This is a genomic window from Saccharothrix sp., from assembly GCF_031180885.1.
Taxonomy (GTDB): Bacteria; Actinomycetota; Actinomycetes; order Mycobacteriales; family Pseudonocardiaceae; genus Actinosynnema.
In genome coordinates, this window is sequence record NZ_JAPSLK010000001.1 from 336,449 (window position 1) to 358,028 (window position 21,580).

Here is a 21,580-nt window from a genome sequence, read left to right on the forward strand (position 1 = left end):
CAGGGGACGGGAAGGTGAACGCGAAGCGAACACCTCCCGCCCTTGCCGACCGGAACCGGCTGGTCACGGGGTGTGTTAGTCCCCGATGAACCCGTCGCGCCACACGGCTACGACGGACGGCCGAGGCTGGGAGTCGCCGCCGTCGGGCCAGTGCGACACCGGGTTGTCGGCCGACGCCCCGTCGACCTCGCCGGGGTGCTGCACGCAGACCGTCACCACGCGGTCCCCGATCACCGGCCCGCACGTCTCCGCCCCGCGCGGCACGGTGAGGAAAGCCTTGAGGTGACCGCGTTCCGGGCCGTGCAGCGGCATCGCGTACAGGCCGTCGTTGAGGCCGTTCAACGCGCCCGCCGAGTCGCTGGAGATCCACAGGTTGCCGTGCCGGTCGAACGCCACGTTGTCCGGGCTGGAGATCGGCGACACCTTGGTCTTGTCGTAGCCCGCGAAGTACGTGCTCGGGTCGGCCGGGTCGCCGCACACCAGGACCAGGTTCCAGGAGAAGTGCGGGGACAGCGCGTCTCCGCCGCGCTCGCGCAGTTCGAGGACCTGGCCGTGCTTGTTGAACGTGCGCGGGTTGGGTTCGGTGGCGCCTTCCTTGCCGGGCTTGCCGCGGTCGACGTTGTTGCTCAGGGCGCAGTAGACCGTGCCGGTGTGCGGGTGGGTCTGGATGTCCTCGGGGCGGTCCATCTTCGTGGCGCCGACCTTGTCCGCCGCCACCCTGGTGAACACGTAGACCTCTTCCGCGGTCATACCGTCCACATAGGACTTGTCGCCGCGGGCCAGCGGGATCCACTCGCCGCGGCCGTCGAACTTGCCGTCCGCGGGCAGCTTGCCGGTGCCGTCGATCTCCGCCGGGTCGCTGTCGCCCGTGAACCGGGCGACGTAGAGGGTGCCGTCGTCGAGCAGGGTCATGTTGTGCCGGCGGGCGGATTTGCTCTTGCCGGGGCGGACCTTGCCGGTGGAGACGAACTTGTAGATGTACTCGAACCGCTCGTCGTCGCCGGAGTAGGCGACCACGCGGCCGTCGCGCGCGATGCGGACGTTGGCGCACTCGTGCTTGAACCGGCCCAGCGCGGTGTGCTTGACCGGCGTGGACTCCGGGTCGTTCGGGTCGAGTTCGACGACCCAGCCGAATCTGTTGACCTCGTTGGGTTCCCGCGCGAGGTCGAACCGCTCGTCGAACCGCTCCCACTTGCGGGTGGTGGCGCCGGCGGGGATGCCGTAGCGGGTGCGGCGCGGGTCGGTGCCGCCGTTGGCGAAGTACTGGTTGAAGTTCTCCTCGCCGGACAGGATCGTGCCCCACGGCGTCACGCCGCCCGCGCAGTTGTTCAGCGTGCCGAACACCTTGGTGCCGGTCGGGTCGGCGGAGGTCTTGAGCAGGTCGGACCCGGCCGCCGGACCGCGCAGCTCGAACGGCGTCATCATGGTGATGCGCCGGTTGTAGCGGGAGAACGCCGGGGTCAGCCGGCCCCCGCGCTGCTCGACCTGGACCACGGACAGGCCGTGCGCGGCCCACGCGATCTCGACCTGCTCGCGGGTCGGGTTCGCCGGGTCGTAGCCGCGGAACATGAAGCTCTCGCTGGTGTACTCGTGGTTGGTGACCAGGAGGTTGGTGCGGGCCAACGAGTCCAGCGGGAGCAGGGCGGCGAAGTCGCAGTTGAAGCCGAACTGGCGGGCCTGGGCGGCGGCGGTCTGGTGGTCGAAGTCGAACTCGGGGGCGTCGGGGAACAACGGGTCGCCCCACCGGATCACGACGGCCTGGCGGTAGCCCTCGGGGACCACCACCTCGTCCCGGGTGTTCGGCTGCACCGGGGTGAAGTTCAGACCGCGGGGGTGCCCGGCGGTCTCTGCCTCGGTCTCCGCCTCCGCGGACGCGATCACCGGGACGCTCGCCAACGCGGTCGCCACGACGCCCGCCCGGATCGCCGCACGCCGGCTGAGCAGGTCGCCGAAGTACGGGTTCGCGGAGGTGTTGGGGGCGTCGTGGAAGCACGCGTCGCCGCAGCGGTAGCGGCAGGTCACCGCCGCGCGGCCCGGGGAGTGGTTGGGCAGCAGGGGAAGGTGTCGCACGGTCTGGGTCCTCCGGGTCGGTTCGGGTCCACTGACCGTAGGCCGGCGTTCACCGGTTGTTAACCCACCACTTCTTCACCGACCAGCACGTCCGCGGGTGTGATCGGGCGGTCCTTCGTCCGGCCGATCGCGAGCAGCCCCGCCGCGAGGACGCACGCCACCGCCGCGACCACGAACGGTTGCGCCAGGTGTCCCACGAACGTCGCCGCGAGCGCGCCGCCGAGCCACCGCAGGAAGTTGTACCCGGCGCCGGCGACCGGGCGCGGGGCGGGGCTGATGCTCATGGCGGTGCCGGTGAACAGGGTGTTGAGCAGCCCGCTGACCAGGCCGCTGACGATCACCGCGACGACCAGCAGCGGCTTGTTCGGCACGGCCATGACCAGCATGAGCGCGGCGAACGCGAGGACGGCGGCGATGGTGGCGCGGCGTTCGCCGAACCGGTCGGCGAGCCGGGGCGCGAGCCACGCGCTGGACACCGCCACGCAGACACCCCAGCCGAAGAAGATCAATCCGATCGCGACCGCGCTGTAGTGCAGCACGAACGGCGACCACGCGAGGACCGCGAAGAAAGCGCCGGTGTAGGGGGCGGAGCCGAGCGCGGTGCGCAGGAGTCCGGGGTGGCGCAACGCTTTCAGCACCTGCCGGGGTTGGGGTCGGCTCCGGCGTCGCGGTTGGGCTGCGATTCGAGTTGGCGCCGGGGCCGGCGTCCGGTCTCGGGTTCAGGTCGATGTTCGAGTGGGCGCTCGGGTTGGCGTTGGGGTTCGGGTTGGCGTTCGGGTCGGCGTGGACGTTCGGGCTGGCGTTCGAGCTCGGCTTGGTGTTCGGATTCGGCCGGAAAATTTCACTTCACCATACTAAATATTTTTGCTTAGCGTCACTAAGTAAGTGCGCTCACACTAGGGTGGTCGGCGTGGAAGCGGTGGTGCGGGTGGAAGCGGTGGTGTTCGACCTGGACGGGGTACTCGTGGACTCCGAGACGGTGTGGGACGAGGTGCGCCGGTCCTTCGCGGCCCGCCACGGCGGCACGTGGTTCGCCACCTCGACCCGCGACATGCAGGGGATGAGCACTCCGGAGTGGGCGTCCTACCTGGTCTCGGACGTCGGTGTCCGATTGAGAACCGACGAGGTCGCCCGGGGTGTGGTCGCCGAGATGGCCGCCCGTTACGAGGCCGGGCCGCCTGTGCTGCCGGGCGCGGTCGCGGTGGTCCGGGAGGTGGCGGCGCGGTACCCGGTGGCCATCGCCAGTTCCTCGCCGCCCGTGCTGATCAGGTCTTTCCTGGAGGCCACCGACCTGGTCGACGTCGTCCCGGTGGCGCTGTCCAGCGAGGAGGCCGGCGCGGGCAAACCCGCTCCCGACGTCTACCTGCTGGCAGCCTCGAAGCTCGGCGCGAACCCGACCCGCTGCGCCGCCGTCGAAGACTCCACCAACGGCCTCCGCTCCGCCCTGGCCGCCGGCATGACCGTCTACGCCGTCCCCAACCCGCACTTCCCGCCCGACCCGAAGGTGCTGGCCGAGGTCACGGTGTTGCGGACGCTCTCCGACCTGCCGAGCGCCCTGTCGGCGGACTGACCTGCCGGCCCCGTGAGCGTTGCTGGTGCTGAGCGACAGTTCCGCAGCGCTGGTCTCGCCCGCATGATCCCGCCGACCTAGCCTCTCCGCCATGGATCAACCGGTTGCGGTGGTGAGTGGGGCGGCTCAGGGGATCGGGGCCCGGGTGGCCGAGGTGTTGCGGGAGGACGGGTTTCGGGTTGTCGGGTTCGACCTCCGGGAGACGCCCGGTGGGGTTGTGGGGGACGTCTCGTCGGAGGCGGACGTCGAGCGGCTGGCGGGGCGGCTCGACCGGGTGGACGTGTTGGTCAACAACGCTGGTATCGCGGGGATCTGGGCGTTCGAGGAGACCTCCGTCGAGCAGTGGCAGCGGATGCTCGCGGTCAACCTCACCGGGCCGTTCCTGCTGACGCGGGCGTTGGGGCGGAAGATGCTGGACCAGGGGTCCGGGGCAGTGGTGAACATCGCCTCCGTCGCGGGATTGCGGGGCGTGGCGGATCGGGCCGCGTACAACACCACCAAGCACGGGTTGATCGGCATGACGCGCACGCTCGCCGTCGAGTGGGGTGGGCGAGGTGTCCGGGTCAACGCGGTCTGCCCCGGCTGGGTCAAGACCGAAATGGACGTCGAGTCGCAGGCCGGCGGGCACTACGGGGACGCCGACATCACCGACCACGTCCCGATGGGCCGGTTCGCCTACCCCGACGACATCGCGCAGGCCGTGTCGTTCCTCGCCGACGCCAGGCGCAGCGGCTTCATCAACGGGGTGGCGCTGCCCGTGGACGGTGGGTGGACCGCCGACGGCTCGTGGCAGTCCTTGCGTCTCAGCAAGCGCTGATCACACGCTGAGCAGCGCGAACGCCCCTGTGCCAAGAGAAAGGCACAGGGGCGTTCGTCGACGAGGTCAGCGCTCGACGTCGCCGCGGATGAACGCCTCGACCGCGTCCCGCGCCTCGGAGTCCGAGTACTGCACCGGCGGCGACTTCATGAAGTACGACGACGCCGACAGGATCGGCCCGCCCACGCCCCGGTCCAGGGCGATCTTCGCCGCGCGCACCGCGTCGATGATGATGCCCGCGGAGTTCGGCGAGTCCCACACCTCGAGCTTGTACTCCAGGTTCAGCGGCACGTCGCCGAACGCCCGGCCCTCCAGCCGCACGTACGCCCACTTGCGGTCGTCCAGCCACGCCACGTAGTCCGACGGGCCGATGTGCACGTTCCGCTTGCCCAGCTCGCGGTCGACCTGCGAGGTCACCGCCTGCGTCTTGGAGACCTTCTTGGACTCCAGCCGCTCCAGCTCCTTCATGTTGAGGAAGTCCATGTTGCCGCCCACGTTGAGCTGCATGGTGCGGTCGAGCTGGACGCCCCGGTCCTCGAACAGCTTGGCCAGCACGCGGTGCGTGATGGTGGCACCGACCTGGGACTTGATGTCGTCGCCGACGATCGGGACCTCGGCCTCTTCGAACTTCCGCGCCCATTCGGGGTCGGACGCGATGAACACCGGCAGGGCGTTGACGAACGCCACCTTCGCGTCGATCGCGGCCTGCGCGTAGAAGCGGTCCGCCTCCTCGGAGCCGACCGGCAGGTAGGACACGAGGACGTCGACCTCGGCGTCGCGCAGGGCCTGGACCACGTCCACCGGCGCCTCGTCGGACTCCTCGATGGTCTCCCGGTAGAACTTCCCGAGGCCGTCGAGGGTGGGCCCGCGTTGCACGGTGACGCCCAGCGGCGGCACGTCCGCGATCTTGATCGTGTTGTTCTCGCTGGCCACGATCGCCTCGGACAGGTCGACGCCGACCTTCTTGGCGTCCACGTCGAACGCGGCGACGAACTCGACGTCGCGGACGTGGTACTCGCCGAACTGGACGTGCATCAGGCCGGGCACGCGCGTGGCCGGATCCGCGTCGCGGTAGTACTGGACGCCCTGCACCAGCGACGCCGCGCAGTTGCCGACCCCGACGATGGCCACTCGAACGGTGCGGCGGTTGTCGCCCATGCCGAGTCCTCCTTTGTGTTCTACGTCTGTCATTCGTCCCGCTCGCGCTGTTCGGCCTGCTCGTGCGCGATCAGCTCGTTGAGCCACCGCACCTCGCGTTCGGTGCTCTCCAACCCCATGCGGTGCAGCTCGCGCGTGTAGCGGTCGATCCGCTCGCTCGCGCCCGATAAAGCCGTCCGCAGCCCTTCCCGCCGCTCCTCGACCCGGCGCCGCCGGCCTTCGAGGATGCGCATCCTGATCTCCGCGGGGGTCCGCGAGAAGAACGCCAGGTGGACGCCGAACGAGTCGTCGTCCCACGTCTGGGGGCCCGCGTTGGACAGCAGGTCGGCGAACCGCTCCTTGCCCTCCGCGGTGAGCTTGTAGACCTTGCGCGCACGACGACCCCAGCTGCGGGTCTCCTCCGGCGCCTCCTCGACGATCCACCCGGCGCGTTGCAAGCGGCGCAGCGTGGGGTACAGCGTTCCGTAGGAGAACGCTCGGAACGCCCCCAGCAGCTCGTGCAAGCGCTTGCGCAGCTCGTACCCGTGCATGGGCGCCTCGTGCAGCAGCCCGAGGATGGCGAACTCCAGCACGCGTCACCTCCCGCACTACGCTGCCCGATGGGTGTGCTCAGTATATCGGTGCGATACATCTGTCCGCGCGTTGAGATGTGGCCGGGCGCACAAGGTCACAACGTGATCGCGAGCACTGCCCTGAACGGCCCATCGAAGGGGTTTTGCCGCCCCGTACTCTGGTCCCGTGCTGACCCAACGGCAGGTGGTGGACTACGCCTTGCAGCGACGCGCGCTGCTGGCGGAGGTCTACGCGGGCCGGGTGGGCACGATGGAGGTCTGCGACGCCAGCCCGTACCTGCTGCGAGCTGCGAAGTTCCACGGCCGGCCGAGCGAGGTGACCTGCCCGGTCTGCCGCAAGGAACCCCTGACCCTCGTGTCCTGGGTCTACGGCGACGAGCTGAAGCACGCGGCCGGGTCCGCGCGCACCGCCGAGGAACTGACCCGCATGGCGAACCTCTTCGAGGAGTTCACCGTGTACGTGGTCGAAGTCTGCCGCACATGTAGTTGGAACCACCTGGTGCAGTCATACGTCCTGGGAACGCGCGGGGTGAACTCGCGCAAACCGCGCAGGAGGACCGCGGCGGAGTGAACGTGCTGCTCCCGCCACGGGCGTCGCTGCCGAAGGCGACGGCGTACGACCACCGAACCGCGTGCGACCGCACGCCGGTCTGGGAGGCCATTTCGTGAACGACCAGCATGACGACAGGCACCGTGGCGCGGAGCCGCAGTGGCCGACGGGTGAGGACCCGGACGCCCGCCTGGCACCCCGCCACGGGGCAGGGGATCAGCCGGACCGTCCGAACACGCCACCGGGCGGTTTCGAGCGCCAACCGCGCCACGGCACCCCGCCGGGCGGCTTCGCGCGCCCGCCCCAGGGCACCCCGCCGGGCGGCGTCCCGCGCGGTGGCGGCGCGCCGCCCGGGGGCGTCCCCCGCGGCGGCCCGGGCACACCCCCGGGCGGCGTCCCGCGCGGCGGCACCGGCACCCCGCCGGGTGGCATCCCCCGCGGCACCGGCACGCCCCCCGGTGGCATCCCGCAGTCGGGTGGTCGACGTCACGCCCCCGAACCCGGCCCCGGTCGCGGCCCAGCCGACGGTCCCGGTCGCGGTGCGCCCGGCGCACCCGGTCAGGGCGGCTTCGGCGGCCCGCCCCCGCGCGCGGGCGGCGTGCCCGCCGCGGCGAACGCCGACCCCAACGCCACGCGGCACGTGCCGCGGAGCGGTCCCAGCCGCCCCAACACGCCTCCCGGCGGTATGCGCCGACCCGGCCCCGGCACCGGCCCGGGTGGTCAGCCCCCACGGCCCCGGCCCGGCGAGGAGCCGACCGACCTGCTCCCGCCCGTGCACCAGACCGTCGCCCGCGAGCCCGAACTCCTCACGCACCGCGAGGACGAGATCGAGCTGGAGCCGTTCTACGAGGACGAGTACGACGACGAGCTGACGCCGGAGGAGGAGAAAGCCTTGCGCCGGAAGAAGATCTGGCGCCGGGTGCGCCGCATCTCGTACGTCGGCCTCTTCCTGATGATCCTCGGTCCGATCGTCGCGTTCGCGATCGCCTACCAACTGGTCGAGGTCCCCAACCCGCAGGAGACCGCCTCGAAGCAGGACAAGGCGATCACCATCCTGTACTCCGACGGCTCGGTCATGACCAAGATCGCCCCGTCCGGCGCCAACCGGACGATGGTCACCTACGACCAGATCCCCGAGGTGGTCAAGCAGGCCGTGTTCGCGGCCGAGGACCCGACGTTCGAGACGAACCCGGGCTTCGACTTCCGCGCCATCGCCCGCGCCGGCTGGTACCAGGTCACCGGCCGCAAGAGCGGTGGTTCCGGCCTGACCCAGCAGTACGTCAAGCAGGCGACCGACGAGGACGACGAGACGCTGTCGCGGAAGTTCACCGAGGTCGTCAAGGCGTACAAGATGTCGGAGCAGCAGGACAAGAAGGAGATCCTGACCTCCTACCTCAACACCATCTACTTCGGTCGGTCCGCGTACGGCATCAAGGAAGCGGCCAAGGTCTACTTCAACCGCGACGACCTGAACACGCTGACGATGTCCGAGGCCGCGCTGCTCGCCGGCATGATCCAGAACCCGGGCAAGTCCGAGAACCAGGCGTACAGCAAGGAGCGCTGGGAATACGTCGCCGGCAACCTGGTGAAGTTCGGGTTCATCGACCAGGCCGCGCGCGAGCAGCTCCAGTACGTGCCCCCGGTCCCGCTGGCCGAGGTGAACAACAACGGTCTGGACGGCACCCGCCTCTTCATCCGGATGCAGGTCGAGGCCGAGATGGAGCGCAACCAGTGGGGCCTCGAACGGGCCCAGAAGCTCGGCGTGACCGTGCACACCACCATCGACCCGGCCATGCAGGCCGCCGCCGAGGAGGCGGTCAACGAGGTGATGAAGGGCCAGCCGGAGGTGCTGCGGACCTCGATGTCCGCCATCGACCCGGCCACCGGCGCGGTCCGCGCCTACTGGGGCGGCAACGGCCAGGGGATCGACTACCAGATGGGCACGCTCCAGGAGCCCGGCTCGTCGTTCAAGCCGTTCAACCTCGTCGCCGCGCTCCAGAAGGGCGAGGGCGCGGGCAAGCTCTACGACGGCAGCTCACCCCGCACGTTCCCGGGCCGTGGCCCGGAGAACCCGGTGCGGAACTCGCCTGGTGTGAAGTGCGACGTGCCCACGCAGTGCAGCGTGCGCGAAGCGATGATCAAGTCGGTCAACACGGTGTTCTTCGACATGGCGCTGAAGATCGGCACCGGCAAGGTCGCGCAGGCGGCCCACCAGGCGGGCATCCCGCCGAAGGTCGACGTCGGCGGGAAGACCTACACGCTGCTGGAGGACGAGAACGGCAACGCGCCGGACGCCAACATCTCCATCGGTGGTGGTACGACGCAGGTCCGGCCGTTCGACATGACCTCCACGTACGCGACCTTCGCGGCCCGCGGCGTCTACCACGAGCCGTTCTTCATCACGAAGATCACGAACTCGCAGGACCAGGCCGTCTACACGCACACCGACGTGACACGGCCCGCGTTCGACCCGGACCCGCAGAAGAGCCAGGACATCGCCGACAACGTCACCGACGTCCTCAAGCACATCCCGGGCAAGTCGAACATCCCGTGCGCCAACGGCCGCGAGTGCGCCGGCAAGACCGGTACCCACGAACTCCCGAACAGCCAGGAGAACTCGAAGGCCTGGATGGTCGGCTACACCCCGACGCTCGCGGCGGGCGTGTGGATGGGCACGGACTCCGGCACGGTCGCGTTGAAGAACGCCAAGAACGAGATGATCTACGGCTCGGGCCTGCCGGGGCAGATCTGGAAGAAATTCATGGACAAGGCGCTGGCGAACGCCCCCAAGGAGACGTTCCCCAAGCCGAAGCCGATCGGTGAGACGGAAGCGCCGAAGCCGACGACGACGACGACCACCACGACCAAGGACGACGACAAGGACGACCGGACGACCACCGGCCGGTCGACGACGACGCGCGACGAGCCGACGACCACCACGACCAGGGCCACCAAGCCCTCGGGCTGCGGCATCATCGGCTGCCCGTCCACCACCACGCAGCCGAACGATCCGGATCCGATCGGCGGCGACAGCCCACCGACGAGATAGCCACCGTGAGGCCCGGCCGCAGCGCCGGGCCTCACGCGTTTCCGGCCCGTCGGACACTGGCTCGGGCAGCCGTCACACGACGACGCTCGCGACCCCGTGTTCATCCGGCAAACAACCGGAGAACCGCGCGAACCGTTCAGCTCTTCACGTGACGGCGGTTGACACGCCGTGATCACCCAGTTTGACTGCTGGTGGAGCCGCACTTGTCGGAGTGCCGCAACCCGGGGGTTGGCGTAATGATTTCCGACCGTTCGATGGCGGTGCCCGAAAACTCGCGGGCACCGATCGACACCCAGATCCACGCGCATCGATGCGTCGACCTCTGCCGCGCTGGTGCAGATCGCACTCACCGCCGGGTGAGCGCTCAATAGCGGCGCGCGCCGAGGTTCACAGCTTTCCACACACTTCCGTTCAAGCGGCCGGGGATTCATTTCCAGGCCGCCATGCGGCGCGCCCAAAAGCCGAAGGGAACCCATGGCGAGGAAATGGGCGGCACGCAGGGCAAGGTGTTCCTGACCGGCACGCCGGTCCGCCTGGAGGCGCTGCCGAGTGCACCGGCTCGACGTGCCCGCGAACGCACAGGTGTCCACCCTCGGCGAGTCCGCCGTGACCGGCGTTCGCGCCGCGCGGTACGCCGAAGGGGCGCGCCCCCCGGCCGTGCGCTTGGCCGGAGCCGCGGGAGCAGTCGTTTTGGCCGCGGCCGGGCTCCTGGCGGGCAGCGGCACGGCCAACGCGGCCGTGTGGAAGTGCGCCACCGGCGGGTGGTGCACCAGCGGGTCTACAGCTCGCCCGTCTGGAGTCCCTCCCGGTGCACACCAACGGCGGGCTCGGCACCGGCTTTCGGGGCGGACCGGCTCGCTTCACGCCACGCGCACCTCGTGGCCGTAGCATCCGGCACGTGGCCAGCCCATCACAGCACACGGACGACGACGACACGGACTCGCTCAGCCCGGCGGAGCGGGTCTACCCGACGTGGACCGAGCCGCTGGCGCGGGCTGCCGCGCGGCCGTTCGGGGGGCCGGTGGGGCGGCACGCGTCGGTGGGGCGGCAGTGGTTCTGGACGCCGTTGCGGGTCATCCTGCTGTTGGGCGTGTTGACGCTCGCGCTCGCCTACCTGCAGAAGTCGCCGTGCGTGCAGCAGTACGTCGACACCAACGGGGTGGTGCAGCTCGACTGGCGGGGCAGCAAGCAGTTCACCGCCATGTGCTACTCGGACACCGTGCCGCTGTACACGGCGGAGCGGTTGGACAAGCCGGGCACGTTCCCCTACAAGACGTCGTGGATCGACGACGAGGGCAAGCCCACCGCGCACGTCCGGTACATGGAGTACCCGGTGGTGACGGGGCTGTTCCAGTGGCTCAACGCGCGCATGGCGCAGGGCTGGACCCGGATCGCCGAGAGCGGCTGGCTGCCGAACCCGATGACGGTGATCGTGTACTTCGACATCACCGCGCTGTGGCTGGCCTTCGCGTGGCTGGTGACCACCTACGCGGTGGCCCGACTGGCGCGCCAGCGGGTGTGGGACGCGGCCATCGTCGCCGTGTCGCCCTTGGTCGTCGTGCACGCGTTCACCAACTTCGACACCCTGGCGACCGCCTTCGCCACGGCGGGCATGCTGGCGTGGGCGCGCAAGAAACCCGTGCTCGCGGGCGTCCTGCTCGGGTTGGGCGGCGCGGCGAAGCTGTACCCGTTGTTCCTGCTCGGACCGTTGCTGCTGCTGTGCTGGCGGGCGGACAAGATGCGCGCCGGGCTCACCACGCTGGGCACCACCCTGTTCACGTGGGCGGCGGTGAACGCGCCGATCGCGATCCTGTACCCGGCGGGCTGGCGCGAGTTCTTCCGGCTGAACACCGAGCGCGGGGTCGACCCGGACTCGCTCTACAACGTGGTCGCCCAGTGGACCGACTGGAAGGGCTTCGACCCGGGCCTGGTGCAGGGTCAGGCGCCCGAGGTGCTCAACACCGTGAGCGCGGTCCTGTTCCTGATCTGCTGCGCCGCCATCGGCTTCGTCGCGCTGTCCGCGCCGACCCGGCCGCGCCTGGCGCAGCTCGCGTTCCTGGTGGTGGCGGCGTTCCTGCTGACGAACAAGGTGTGGAGCCCGCAGTACTCGCTGTGGCTGGTGCCGCTGGCGGTCCTCGCGCTGCCGCGTTGGCGGCTGCTCCTGGCGTGGATGACGGTGGACGCCCTGGTCTGGGTGCCGCGCATGTTCTTCTACCTGGGCGTGGACAACAAGGGCCTGCCGATCGACTGGTTCCTGGGCGCGGTGGTGGTGCGGGACGTCGCGGTGGTCGTGCTGTGCGTGTTCATCGTGCGCGAGATCTACCGGCCGGCGCAGGACCTGGTGCGCAGGGCGGGCGACGACGACCCGTGCGGCGGCTTCCTCGACGGCGCTCCGGACAAACGGGTCCTCCGCTTCGGCCGCCGCGCACCGGCTCACGCGGCCTAGCGGCACGCTCTTCCGCCCTTTTGCGGAATTGCCGAGCACATTCACGAGCATCAGGCGCCGCTCTGCTGTGCAGTGAGGACAAGCCACACCACTGCCACCGCAGGTTGGTCGCGGAGCACCTGGCGCGCCGGTGGGACGACGTCACGGTGGAGCATTTGGTCTGAGCGATCGGAGAAGTTCTGCCGTGTAGACGGCCGAGTGGCCGCGGTGGCAAGTCAGCGGTCGGTCAGGCGGCGGACCAGTTTCAGGGCGGACCAGGTCTCGTCGACCGCGCACACCTTCACGTCGACCAGGCCGTGCGCCAGGGCGTGGTCGCGGACGCCGTTCTCGTCCAGGTCCGTGGGCACGCCCGACGACTTCTTCGGCCAGGAGATCCACAGCGCGCCCGCCGTGGTCATCCGGGCCACCGAGGCGTCCCACTGGCGGATCAGGGCGGCTCGGTCCGGGCAGAACACGAGCTGGACGTCGTACGGGTCGCGGCCCGCCCTCCGGTGGAACGGGCAGTCCAGGCCGAAGTCCTTCGGGGAACCCGCCAGCAGGACCCGGTGACCCGGCTTGACGCCCAGCTTCACGTGCAGGGGCTTGCCCGAATACCCGGTCACCGCCGCACCAGGACGTAGGCCTGCGGGGTCTTCTCGTACTCCTCCAGCGGCTCGCGGACCAGGGTCGTGTGCGGGGTGAAGCCCGCCCCGGCCAGGTCCGCCGCCACCTTGTCCACGTTCAGCCGGTACGCCATCGCGTCGAGACCGCTGTGCCCGTACGCCTCGGTGATGTGCTTGGCCTCGTCACCCACCTGGAACCCGAGCAGCAGGTGCCCGCCCGGCGCCAGGACGCGGTGGAACTCGGCGAACACGGCCGGGTGCTCGGCCGGCGGGACGTGGATGACCGAGTACCACGCCACCAGGCCGCCCAGCGAGCCGTCCGGCAGGTCCAGAGCCGTCATGGAACCGACCTCGAACCGCACGTCCGGGTGGGTCCGGCGGGCGATCGCGACCATCTCCGGCGACAGGTCGACGCCGAACACGTCCAGGCCCAGCGCCGCCAGGTGACCGGTGATCCGCCCCGGACCGCAGCCGACGTCCGCCACCCGCCCGGTCACCAGCTCGGCGAACGCGCCCAGCATGGCCCGGTCCAGGACGCTGCCCGCCCGGTTCTCGGCCAGCACGTCCTTGAGCGCTTCGTGGTAGGACTCGGCGACCGTGTCGTAAGCGGCACGGGTGGGTTCGAGGAAGGTCACGAAGCCACTTTAGGCAGGAAGCGCACGCGTTCGGGGAAGGTCACCCGGGCTTTCAGGAACACGACGAACAACGCCACCAGCAGCGCCGCCCGCCCCCACACGCCGATCACCACGGCCTGCGCGGAGAACCCGTCGTAGATGCCCGACGGCTGGGCGAACTCGATCGCGTAGTACCAGCGGAAGATCCCGATGCCCATCGCGAGGTCGGCCGCGAAGTACGCGAACGCCCAGCCCAGCGGCACCCGCAGCAGCACGAACATCGGCACCAGCCACAGCGTGTACTGCGGCGAGTGGACCTTGTGCAGCAGCAGGAACCCGCACAGCATGGCCGCCGACACCGGCACCCACGGGTACACGCCGTCGCGCTGGAACCGCCGCCAGCCCAGCCAGCACGCCAGCGCGAACGACGCCAGGATGCCCACCGGCGACAGCACGCTGACCACGCCCTGCATGGTCTCGTCGGCCATGAACGGCCGCATCGACCAGAACCAGATCGAGTTGGTCGTGATGTCCACGCGCCGCAGCTGCTGGAACGTGAACGACGCCTGCCAGCCCTCGAAGCCTGCGATCGCGAACGGCAGGTTGACCAGCACCACCGTGACGATCGAGGCGAACGCGACCTTCACCGCGCCCGCGACGTCGTACCGCTCGCGGTTCTTCAGGCCCTCGTGCCCGCCGGTCAGCACGTACAGGCACAGCGGCAGCACGAACGCCGCCGGGTAGATCTTGAACGCGAAGCCCAGGCCGAGCAGGACCGACGCCACCACGGCCCGGTCCACCAGCGGTTTCGGCGTCCGCCCCCACCCCCGGTGCACCACGTAGACCGCGGCGACCGCGCAGAACACGACCGGCAGGTCCCAGTTGTGGAACGCGTAGAGCACCATCGGCGGGCCGACCGCCCACAGCAGCGCCCGCCACCGGCTGAGCTTGCCCAGCAGCCACGCCGTCGCCAGCCCGAACGGGGCCATCAGCAACGCGCTGAACAGCAGGAACGCCGCGTCGGTGTGGGCGAAGATCGCGCCCGCCCAGATCAGCAGGCCGGTCAGCACCGGGTACTCGACGGTGCCGCCGATCAGCACGCCCTTGCTGTTGATGCTGCCGTGCACGTACGGGAAGACGTGCCGGTCGACGTCCCGGCCGATCCACAGGTGCTGGATGTCGGAGTAGCAGACCTCGGACTTGTTGCGCTCCTCGTAGTCCGGCGCGCTGCGGCCCCACTGGTCGAACTCCGGGCCGGTGCAGCGGTCCTTGTTGGCGAACCCGAGCAGCAGCGTCACCCCGCACAGGAGGACCAGCGCGGCCAGCGCGGCCCGGCCGAGCCGGTGCGACCGCTCCCCGCGCGCCCGCTCGGGCACGGCCGACACCTCCCGCGTCACGCTCATCGGCCCAGGTGCTCGCGGAGGAACGCGATGTCCTCCGCCTGCCCTTCGTCCGGTGTCTCCACCAGCGCCGGCGACCCGGCCGCGGCGACCACCGCGACCAACTGCTCCGGGTCGATCGTGCCGGTGGCGATGTTGGCGTGCCGGTCGCGGCTGGAGCCGAACTCGTCGCGCGAGCTGTTGAGGTGGACCAGGTCGATGCGGCCGGTGATGGCCTTCACCCGGTCGACGATGCCCACCAGGTCCTCGCCGGAGGCGAACGCGTGGCAGGTGTCCAGGCAGAACCCGGCGTCGAACTCGCCCACCGCGTCCCACAGCCGGGCGAGCATGTCGAACGTGCGGGCCATGGCGTTCTCGCCGCCCGCGGTGTTCTCGATCAGGATCGGCACCGCGAACCCGCCCTCGGCGGCCTGCCGCTCGAACATCTTCCGCCAGTTCGCGATGCCCTCGGCCGGGTCGTCGCCCTTGCCGACGTGGCCGCCGTGCACGATCAGGCCCTTCGCGCCGACCTTGGCCGCGCCCTCGGCGTGCTGGAGGACCATCTTGCGGGACGGGATGCGGATGCGGTTGTTCAGCGACGCCACGTTGGCCAGGTAGGGCGCGTGGATGAAGACGTCGAGGTCCGAGGCCAGCAGGCCCTCGGTCTGGGGGTGCGGCTTGGGCGCCTTCCACCCCTGCGGGTCGGCGAGGAAGAACTGGACGACTTCGGCCCCGCGAGCAGCCGCGGCGCCCAGCGGGTCGTCGTCGCGGACGTGGGCCCCGATGCGCATGGTTGTGCAGAGTAGCCGGGTGCTGCAACGAGTCAGGAGCCGACGCCGATACGGGTTTTGTGAAAAGAGCGCATGACTCGCGTCACCCGAAGGCCTTACGCTCGTTACTTGTAAGTAGGTAACGGCGTGGGGCACGGCAGGAGGACAGCCATGCGGACCCGACTCACCCGGCTGTTGGGCGCGGCGGCCGTGGTGCTCGCGGTCGCGGCGACCGGCTCGGGCACCGCGCAGGCGGCCGAGCCGGTGGTGGTCGGCAGTTGCGCGACGAGCGTCCAGGGTGCTCCCGGCACGCCCGTGTCGCTGAGCCCCGGCGCCGTGGTGCAGCCGATCACCGACCTGATCCGGGCGATCCCGCTGCTCGGGCCGCCCCTCGCGGAGCCGTTCAAGACGACGTTCAACGCCCTGCCGCCGATCCCGATCGGGGCCATCCCCACCGGGTCGGGCGTCATCACCGGCGGGCACATCGCCAACCAGGTCAACGCCGAGCTGAACAAGATCCCGCTGCTCGGGCCGGTCATCACCACGCTGACCGGCCGGGTGCAGGAGACCCTGACCAAGCTCTGCGGCGTGACCGTGACCGGCGTGAACGCGGCGGCGGCCCCCGTCCAGGACGGGTCGAAGGCGGTCGCGGACACCTCCCAGCAGGTCGTCGGCCAGGTCCTGCCCGGCTCCCAGCCCGGTCAACCGGGCACGGGACAGCCGGGGACGGGCCAGCCCGGCACCGGCCAGCCCGGTGGCCAGCCGGGGACCCAGCCCGGCGGTGGTGAGAACGGCTTCACCCCCGTCGGCGGTGTGGGCGGGTTGGACCTGCCGCTGTACGGCAGCAACCCGTTCAGCGGGAACTTCGGCCGCGTGCCGCTGTTCAGCTACGGCTCGCTGCCGTTCGCGATGCCCGGCCGGTTCTCCCCGTCGCCGGGCATCCGTTACGGCGGGAACGTCACCGGCTACCGCCCCGGCTACGGCCTGCCGACCCCGTCCAACGACGGCGTCCAGACCGCCGGCCGCGCCCAGGCCCTGCCGGGTGGCGGCGGTCTCGGCGGCGGTGTGGCGGCCCCGGTGCTGCTGGCGGTGTTGATGCTCTCCTTCGTGACAGGTGCTCTAGTAAGGACCTGGGTGCTCAGGCGCGCGGTCGCCTGACCCGCGAGGCCGCGTCGGCTTGTCGCGTCGCCTTTTCCGACGATCATGCTTTCGATCGGCGAAACGCGGCGTGACGAGCCGACCTCCAGGCGGACTCGCCGCGACGCCGGAGGCGGCGCAATCGAGCACGGCCCCCGGCGGCACGGCCCCCGGGGGCCTCCTGCTAGCCTTCCCGGGTTGCTGACGCGACGACCCTCCTGCCACGGAACGTCCGTGGCCGCCGAGTCCACAGGAGGTGAGTGGTCTTCATGCGTCATTACGAAGTGATGGTCATCCTGGACCCCAGTCTCGACGAGCGCACCATCGCGCCGTCGCTCGACACGTTCCTCAACGTCATCCGCACCAGCGGTGGCAACGTGGAGAAGGTCGACGTGTGGGGCAAGCGCCGGTTGAGCTTCGAGATCAACAAGAACACCGAGGGCATCTACGCGGTGCTCGACCTGACCTCGACCCCGGACGCGGTGAAGGAGCTGGACCGCCAGCTCGGCCTGCAGGAGACGGTGCTGCGGACCAAGGTCCTGCGCCGCGAGCCCGCCAAGGCTTAGGAGTCCTCCACATGGCAGGCGAGACGACGATCACGGTGGTCGGGAACCTGACCGCCGATCCGGAACTCCGCTTCACCCAGTCGGGTGCCGCGGTGGCGAGCTTCACGGTCGCCTCCACGCCCCGCACCTTCGACCGCCAGTCCGGCGAGTGGAAGGACGGGGAGGCGCTGTTCCTGCGGTGCAACGTGTGGCGGCAGGTCGCGGAGAACGTGGCCGAGTCGCTCACCCGCGGCTCGCGCGTGCTCGTGACCGGGCGCCTGCGCCAGCGTTCCTTCGAGACGAAGGAAGGCGAGAAGCGCACCGTCATCGAGCTGGAGGTCGACGAGATCGGCCCCTCGCTGCGGTACGCGACCGCGAAGGTCAACAAGGTGAGCCGGGGTGACGGCGGCGGCGGCTTCGGCGGCGGCGGCGGTCAGTCCCGCGGCGGTGGCGCTCCGGTGGACGACCCGTGGGGCTCCGCGCCCCCGGCGGGCTCCGGCGGCGGCTTCTCCGACGAGCCCCCCTTCTAGACCCGCACCCCCCTTCACTTCACCGCTTCATCCAGGAGTACCCACATGGCCAAGCCGCCTGTGCGCAAGCCCAAGAAGAAGGTCTGCGCCTTCTGCAAGGACCGCAACGCCAACCTGATCGACTACAAGGACACGACCCTGCTGCGGAAGTACATCTCCGACCGCGGCAAGATCCGTGCCCGCCGGGTCACCGGCAACTGCTCCCAGCACCAGCGCGACGTCGCCGTGGCCGTGAAGAACGCCCGCGAGATGGCGCTGCTGCCCTACACCTCGACCGCTCGCTGAGAAAGGGGGACACACCGTGAAGCTCATCCTCACCGCTGACGTCAGCGGCCTCGGTGGCCCCGGCGACATCGTCGAGGTCAAGGACGGCTACGGCCGCAACTACCTGCTGCCCCGCGGCCTGGCGATCGTCGCCACCAAGGGCGCGGCCAAGCAGGTCGAGGTCATCCGCCGTGCGCAGGAGACCCGCCGGGTCCGCGACCTGGACCACGCCAAGGAGATCAAGGCCGCGCTCGAGGGCCTCGGCTCCGTGACGCTCAAGGCCAAGGCCGCCGTCGGCTCCAAGAAGCTGTTCGGCTCGGTCACCACGTCCGACGTCGTGTCCGCGGTCCGCTCCGCGGGCGGCCCGACGCTGGACAAGCGCGCCGTCGAGATCGCCGGCCACATCAAGACCCTGGGCAAGCACACGGTCGCCGTGCGCCTGCACCCCGAGGTCACGGTGTCGCTGGCCGTCGAGGTCGCCGCCGCGAACTGACGTTCGCCGCTTTCGAGAGGCGCCGTCCGACCGGTACTCCGGACGGGCGGCGCCTTCGCACGTCCGGCTGTGGACAACCCGGTGTGACAGCCCGTGCGCGACACGCCGTAGACGCGGTTACACGCGACACGCCGAAGGTGTGACGAAGGACTTTTCCACATCTCTATCCACAGGGTCTGACGTGGGAAAACTTCTGTCATGGCCGGAGTTGTACCCAGGTTGTCCACAGCTTTCCCCGGCGTTGTGGCCAACCCGCCGGAACCATCCCCAAGCTGTCCACCGGTCTGTCCCCAGGGCCGTTTGCCTGCGCCATCCGGGGGTCACTAGCGTCCGCGAAGTCGCTGAGCGTGGCTCGCGGAAATTGTCGTACCCGCGGGGTAGAAAACAGGGCACGAGCGGATTGGGGTGAGTGCGCGGTGGCGCTGGTGGACGACCGGGGGATGGCCGACCCCGGCTTCGAGCGGCAGCCGCCCCAGGACCTAGCGGCGGAGCAGTCCGTGCTCGGCGGCATGCTGCTGAGCAAGGACGCCATCGCCGACGTCGTCGAGGTGCTCGCGCCCAACGACTTCTACCGGCCCGCGCACCAGGCCATCTACGACTGCATCCTCGACCTGTACGGGCGCGGCGAGCCCGCCGACCCGATCACCGTGTCGGCCGAGCTGGAGCGGCGCGGCGAGCTGCTGCGCGTCGGCGGCGCCCCGTACCTGCACACCCTGATCGCGACCGTGCCGACGGCCGCCAACGCCTCGTACTACGCGGAGATCGTCGCCGAGAAGGCCGTCCTGCGCCGCCTGGTCGAGGCCGGCACCCGCATCGTGCAGCTGGGCTACAACGGCGCCGAGGGCGCCGACGTCGACGAGGTCGTGGACCGCGCCCAGGCCGCCATCTACGAGGTCACCGAGCGCCGGACGACCGAGGACTACGTGGTGCTGGAGGAACTGCTCCAGCCGACCATGGACGAGATCGACGCCATCGCCTCGCGCGGCGGCTCGTCGCTGGGCATCCCGACCGGCTTCGCCGACCTGGACGAGCTGACCAACGGCCTGCACCCCGGCCAGATGATCATCGTCGCGGCCCGACCGGGCGTGGGCAAGGCGCTGGCGCTGGACACGCCGCTGCCCACCCCGACCGGTTGGACGACGATGGGCGACGTCGCGGTCGGCGACCAGCTGATCGGCGCGGACGGCGTGCCCACGACGGTAGTCGCCGCCACCGACGTCATGCACGGCCGACCGTGCTACGAGGTGGAGTTCTCCGACGGCACCGTGGTCGTCGCCGACGCGGAGCACCAGTGGCTGACCGAGACCCGAGCCTCCCGCAAGTCCGCCGATGCCGCCGCCGCCGGGCGCAACCGGAACCAGAGGACGTTCGCCGAGGTCCGCACCACCCGCGAGATCGCGGCCACGCTGCGCTGCACCACGGCCGACGCGCGCCTCAACCACTCGGTCACCAACGCCCGACCGCTCGCCCTGCCCGACCGACCGCTACCGCTCGCGCCGTACGTCCTGGGCGTCTGGCTCGGCGACGGCCACTCGGCGTCCGCGCGGTTCACCACGGCCGACCCCGAGATCACGTGCCATGTCGAGGCCGAGGGCTACGACGTGGTCCCGCAGGGACCACTGCTCTACGGCATCCGGCTCTCGGCCGAGCAGCCCGCCGAACGCGAGTGCGCTGTGTGCGGCGAGCGGTTCACACCGCAGACCAGCCAGGTCCGCACCTGTGGCCGCGGCTGCGGCGGCAAAGCCCGCTTCACCTCCGCGCCCGTGCCGGCACCGACGTGCCCCGACTGCGGCAAGCCGTCCACCGGTATGCGCAGGTGCCGGCAGTGCCACAGCCACCACGGCACGGTGCAGGCGGTCCTGCGCAGCCTCGGCGTCCTCGGTGCCAAGCACATCCCGGCCGAGTACCTGCGGGCGGCGGAGGCGCAGCGCCGGGCCCTGCTCGCCGGTCTCCTCGACACCGTCGGCACGGTGACCACCGGCGGGTCGGTGCAGTTCAGCGTCACCAACCGGCGGCTCGCCGAGGACGTGCGCGAACTGGTGGTCAGCCTCGGCTACCGGTGCGGATTCTCGACGAAACGGGTGCCTGGCCGCGATGAGGACTCCTCGACCGCGTACACCCTGACCTTCGGCACGGACGACGACGTCTTCCGGCTCGAACGCAAGAGGCTCGTGCTGAAGGAGCGGCGGCGCACGGCGAGCACGGCCCGCACCGGGTCCCGGTACATCGTCGACGTCCGGCCGGTCGACAGCGTCCCCGTGCGCTGCGTCGAGGTGGACAACGCCGATCACCTGTACTTGGCGAGCCGGTCGATGATCCCCACCCACAACTCGACGCTGGGACTGGACTTCGCCCGGTCGGCGTCGGTGAAGCACGGACTGACCAGTGCGTTCTTCTCGCTGGAGATGAGCAAGACCGAGATCGTCATGCGCATGCTGTCCGCCGAGGCCCGCATCCGGCTCGGCGACATGCGCGGTGGGCGGATGAGTGACGACGACTGGACGCGGCTCGCGCGGCGGATGAGTGAGATCAGCGAGGCGCCGTTGTTCATCGACGACTCGCCGAACCTGACCATGATGGAGATCCGGGCCAAGGCGCGCCGGCTCAAGCAGCGGCACGACCTGCGGCTGGTGGTGGTCGACTACCTCCAGCTGATGTCGTCGGGCAAGCGCAGCGAGTCGCGCCAGCAGGAGGTCTCGGAGTTCTCCCGGAACCTGAAGCTGATCGCGAAGGAGCTGGAGGTCCCGGTGATCGCGATCTCCCAGCTGAACCGCGGTCCCGAGCAGCGCACCGACAAGCGCCCCCAGCTGTCCGACCTGCGCGAGTCCGGCTCGCTGGAACAGGACGCCGACATGGTCATCCTGATCAACCGCCCCGACGCGTGGGAGCGCGACGACCCGCGCGCGGGCGAGGCGGACCTGATCATCGCCAAGCACCGCGCCGGTCCCACGGCCACCATCACGGTCGCCCACCAGCTCCACTACAGCCGCTTCGCCGACCTCGCCCAGGGCTGA

General features: G+C 70.3%; 18 protein-coding genes and 1 pseudogene. 11 read left to right on the top strand and 8 right to left on the bottom strand.

The genetic code is table 11. The features are described from left to right. Positions 1–75: 75 nt before the first annotated feature. Together RIN75_RS01725 and RIN75_RS01730 are read right to left on the bottom strand one after the other, a co-directional pair. Positions 76–2,070, bottom strand: coding sequence for a PhoX family phosphatase (locus tag RIN75_RS01725; RefSeq protein ID WP_309109937.1), 1,995 nt, complete (start codon positions 2,068–2,070; stop codon positions 76–78). Positions 2,071–2,129: 59 nt separating this feature from the next. Beyond that, positions 2,130–2,735, bottom strand: a pseudogene (locus tag RIN75_RS01730) (MFS transporter); the annotation flags it as partial. Between the two features lie 263 nt (positions 2,736–2,998). Here RIN75_RS01730 and RIN75_RS01735 point away from each other — a divergent pair. Both RIN75_RS01735 and RIN75_RS01740 read left to right on the top strand, forming a co-directional pair. Then, on the top strand, positions 2,999–3,640 hold the full coding sequence (locus RIN75_RS01735; protein ID WP_309110423.1) for an HAD family phosphatase: 642 nt from the start codon (positions 2,999–3,001) through the stop codon (positions 3,638–3,640). A gap of 91 nt (positions 3,641–3,731) precedes the next feature. Continuing rightward, positions 3,732–4,457, top strand: coding sequence for an SDR family oxidoreductase (locus RIN75_RS01740; protein ID WP_309109938.1), 726 nt, complete (start codon positions 3,732–3,734; stop codon positions 4,455–4,457). Between the two features lie 66 nt (positions 4,458–4,523). Here the strand turns inward: RIN75_RS01740 and RIN75_RS01745 are convergent, their stop codons facing one another. Then, positions 4,524–5,615, bottom strand: coding sequence for an inositol-3-phosphate synthase (locus RIN75_RS01745; protein WP_309109939.1), 1,092 nt, complete (start codon positions 5,613–5,615; stop codon positions 4,524–4,526). Positions 5,616–5,644: 29 nt separating this feature from the next. Beyond that, a complete protein-coding gene (locus RIN75_RS01750) occupies positions 5,645–6,187 on the bottom strand; it encodes a PadR family transcriptional regulator (RefSeq protein WP_309109940.1) in 543 nt (180 codons plus the stop codon). Positions 6,188–6,353: 166 nt separating this feature from the next. Here RIN75_RS01750 and RIN75_RS01755 point away from each other — a divergent pair, with 166 nt between their 5' ends. The 3 genes from RIN75_RS01755 (at position 6,354) to RIN75_RS01765 (ending at position 12,232) form a co-directional block, all read left to right on the top strand. Beyond that, a complete protein-coding gene (locus RIN75_RS01755; RefSeq protein ID WP_309109941.1) occupies positions 6,354–6,758 on the top strand; it encodes a DUF5318 domain-containing protein in 405 nt (134 codons plus the stop codon). Between the two features lie 94 nt (positions 6,759–6,852). Next, complete coding sequence (locus RIN75_RS01760; RefSeq protein WP_309109942.1) at positions 6,853–9,786, top strand: transglycosylase domain-containing protein; 2,934 nt, start codon at positions 6,853–6,855, stop codon at positions 9,784–9,786. 898 nt (positions 9,787–10,684) lie between these two features. Next, a complete protein-coding gene (locus RIN75_RS01765; protein WP_309109943.1) occupies positions 10,685–12,232 on the top strand; it encodes a glycosyltransferase 87 family protein in 1,548 nt (515 codons plus the stop codon). Between the two features lie 215 nt (positions 12,233–12,447). Here RIN75_RS01765 and RIN75_RS01775 read toward each other — a convergent pair whose 3' ends face one another. Genes RIN75_RS01775 through RIN75_RS01790 form a run of 4 tightly spaced genes read right to left on the bottom strand, consistent with a single transcriptional unit; the run spans position 12,448 to position 15,618 of the window. Continuing rightward, positions 12,448–12,834 (bottom strand): DUF3052 domain-containing protein, encoded by a 387-nt coding sequence (locus RIN75_RS01775; RefSeq protein WP_309109945.1) that lies wholly within the window; start codon positions 12,832–12,834, stop codon positions 12,448–12,450. Further along, positions 12,831–13,469, bottom strand: a complete 639-nt coding sequence (locus tag RIN75_RS01780; protein WP_309109946.1) for a methyltransferase domain-containing protein — start codon at positions 13,467–13,469, stop codon at positions 12,831–12,833. The genes RIN75_RS01775 and RIN75_RS01780 overlap by 4 nt, the downstream gene beginning before the upstream one ends. Beyond that, the gene (locus tag RIN75_RS01785; protein WP_309109947.1) at positions 13,466–14,851 is read right to left on the bottom strand and encodes a glycosyltransferase 87 family protein; all 1,386 of its coding nucleotides are present in this window, start codon (positions 14,849–14,851) and stop codon (positions 13,466–13,468) included. The genes RIN75_RS01780 and RIN75_RS01785 overlap by 4 nt, the downstream gene beginning before the upstream one ends. Beyond that, a complete protein-coding gene (locus RIN75_RS01790; protein WP_309109948.1) occupies positions 14,848–15,618 on the bottom strand; it encodes a deoxyribonuclease IV in 771 nt (256 codons plus the stop codon). The genes RIN75_RS01785 and RIN75_RS01790 overlap by 4 nt, the downstream gene beginning before the upstream one ends. Positions 15,619–15,768: 150 nt before the next feature. Between RIN75_RS01790 and RIN75_RS01795 the strand changes: the two genes are divergently transcribed. From RIN75_RS01795 to dnaB, 6 genes are all read left to right on the top strand, one after another. Continuing rightward, complete coding sequence (locus RIN75_RS01795) at positions 15,769–16,755, top strand: hypothetical protein (RefSeq protein ID WP_309109949.1); 987 nt, start codon at positions 15,769–15,771, stop codon at positions 16,753–16,755. A gap of 248 nt (positions 16,756–17,003) precedes the next feature. Next, the gene (gene rpsF, locus RIN75_RS01800; protein WP_309109950.1) at positions 17,004–17,300 is read left to right on the top strand and encodes a 30S ribosomal protein S6; all 297 of its coding nucleotides are present in this window, start codon (positions 17,004–17,006) and stop codon (positions 17,298–17,300) included. 11 nt (positions 17,301–17,311) lie between these two features. Further along, positions 17,312–17,809, top strand: coding sequence for a single-stranded DNA-binding protein (locus RIN75_RS01805; RefSeq protein WP_309109951.1), 498 nt, complete (start codon positions 17,312–17,314; stop codon positions 17,807–17,809). A 45-nt stretch (positions 17,810–17,854) separates the two neighbouring features. After that, the gene (rpsR, locus tag RIN75_RS01810; protein ID WP_033428226.1) at positions 17,855–18,094 is read left to right on the top strand and encodes a 30S ribosomal protein S18; all 240 of its coding nucleotides are present in this window, start codon (positions 17,855–17,857) and stop codon (positions 18,092–18,094) included. Positions 18,095–18,110: 16 nt separating this feature from the next. Then, positions 18,111–18,566, top strand: a complete 456-nt coding sequence (gene rplI, locus RIN75_RS01815) for a 50S ribosomal protein L9 (protein WP_309109952.1) — start codon at positions 18,111–18,113, stop codon at positions 18,564–18,566. 440 nt (positions 18,567–19,006) lie between these two features. Continuing rightward, positions 19,007–21,580 carry a replicative DNA helicase gene (gene dnaB / locus RIN75_RS01820; RefSeq protein WP_309110424.1) on the top strand — a complete coding sequence of 858 codons (2,574 nt, stop codon included), beginning with the start codon at positions 19,007–19,009 and terminating at the stop codon, positions 21,578–21,580.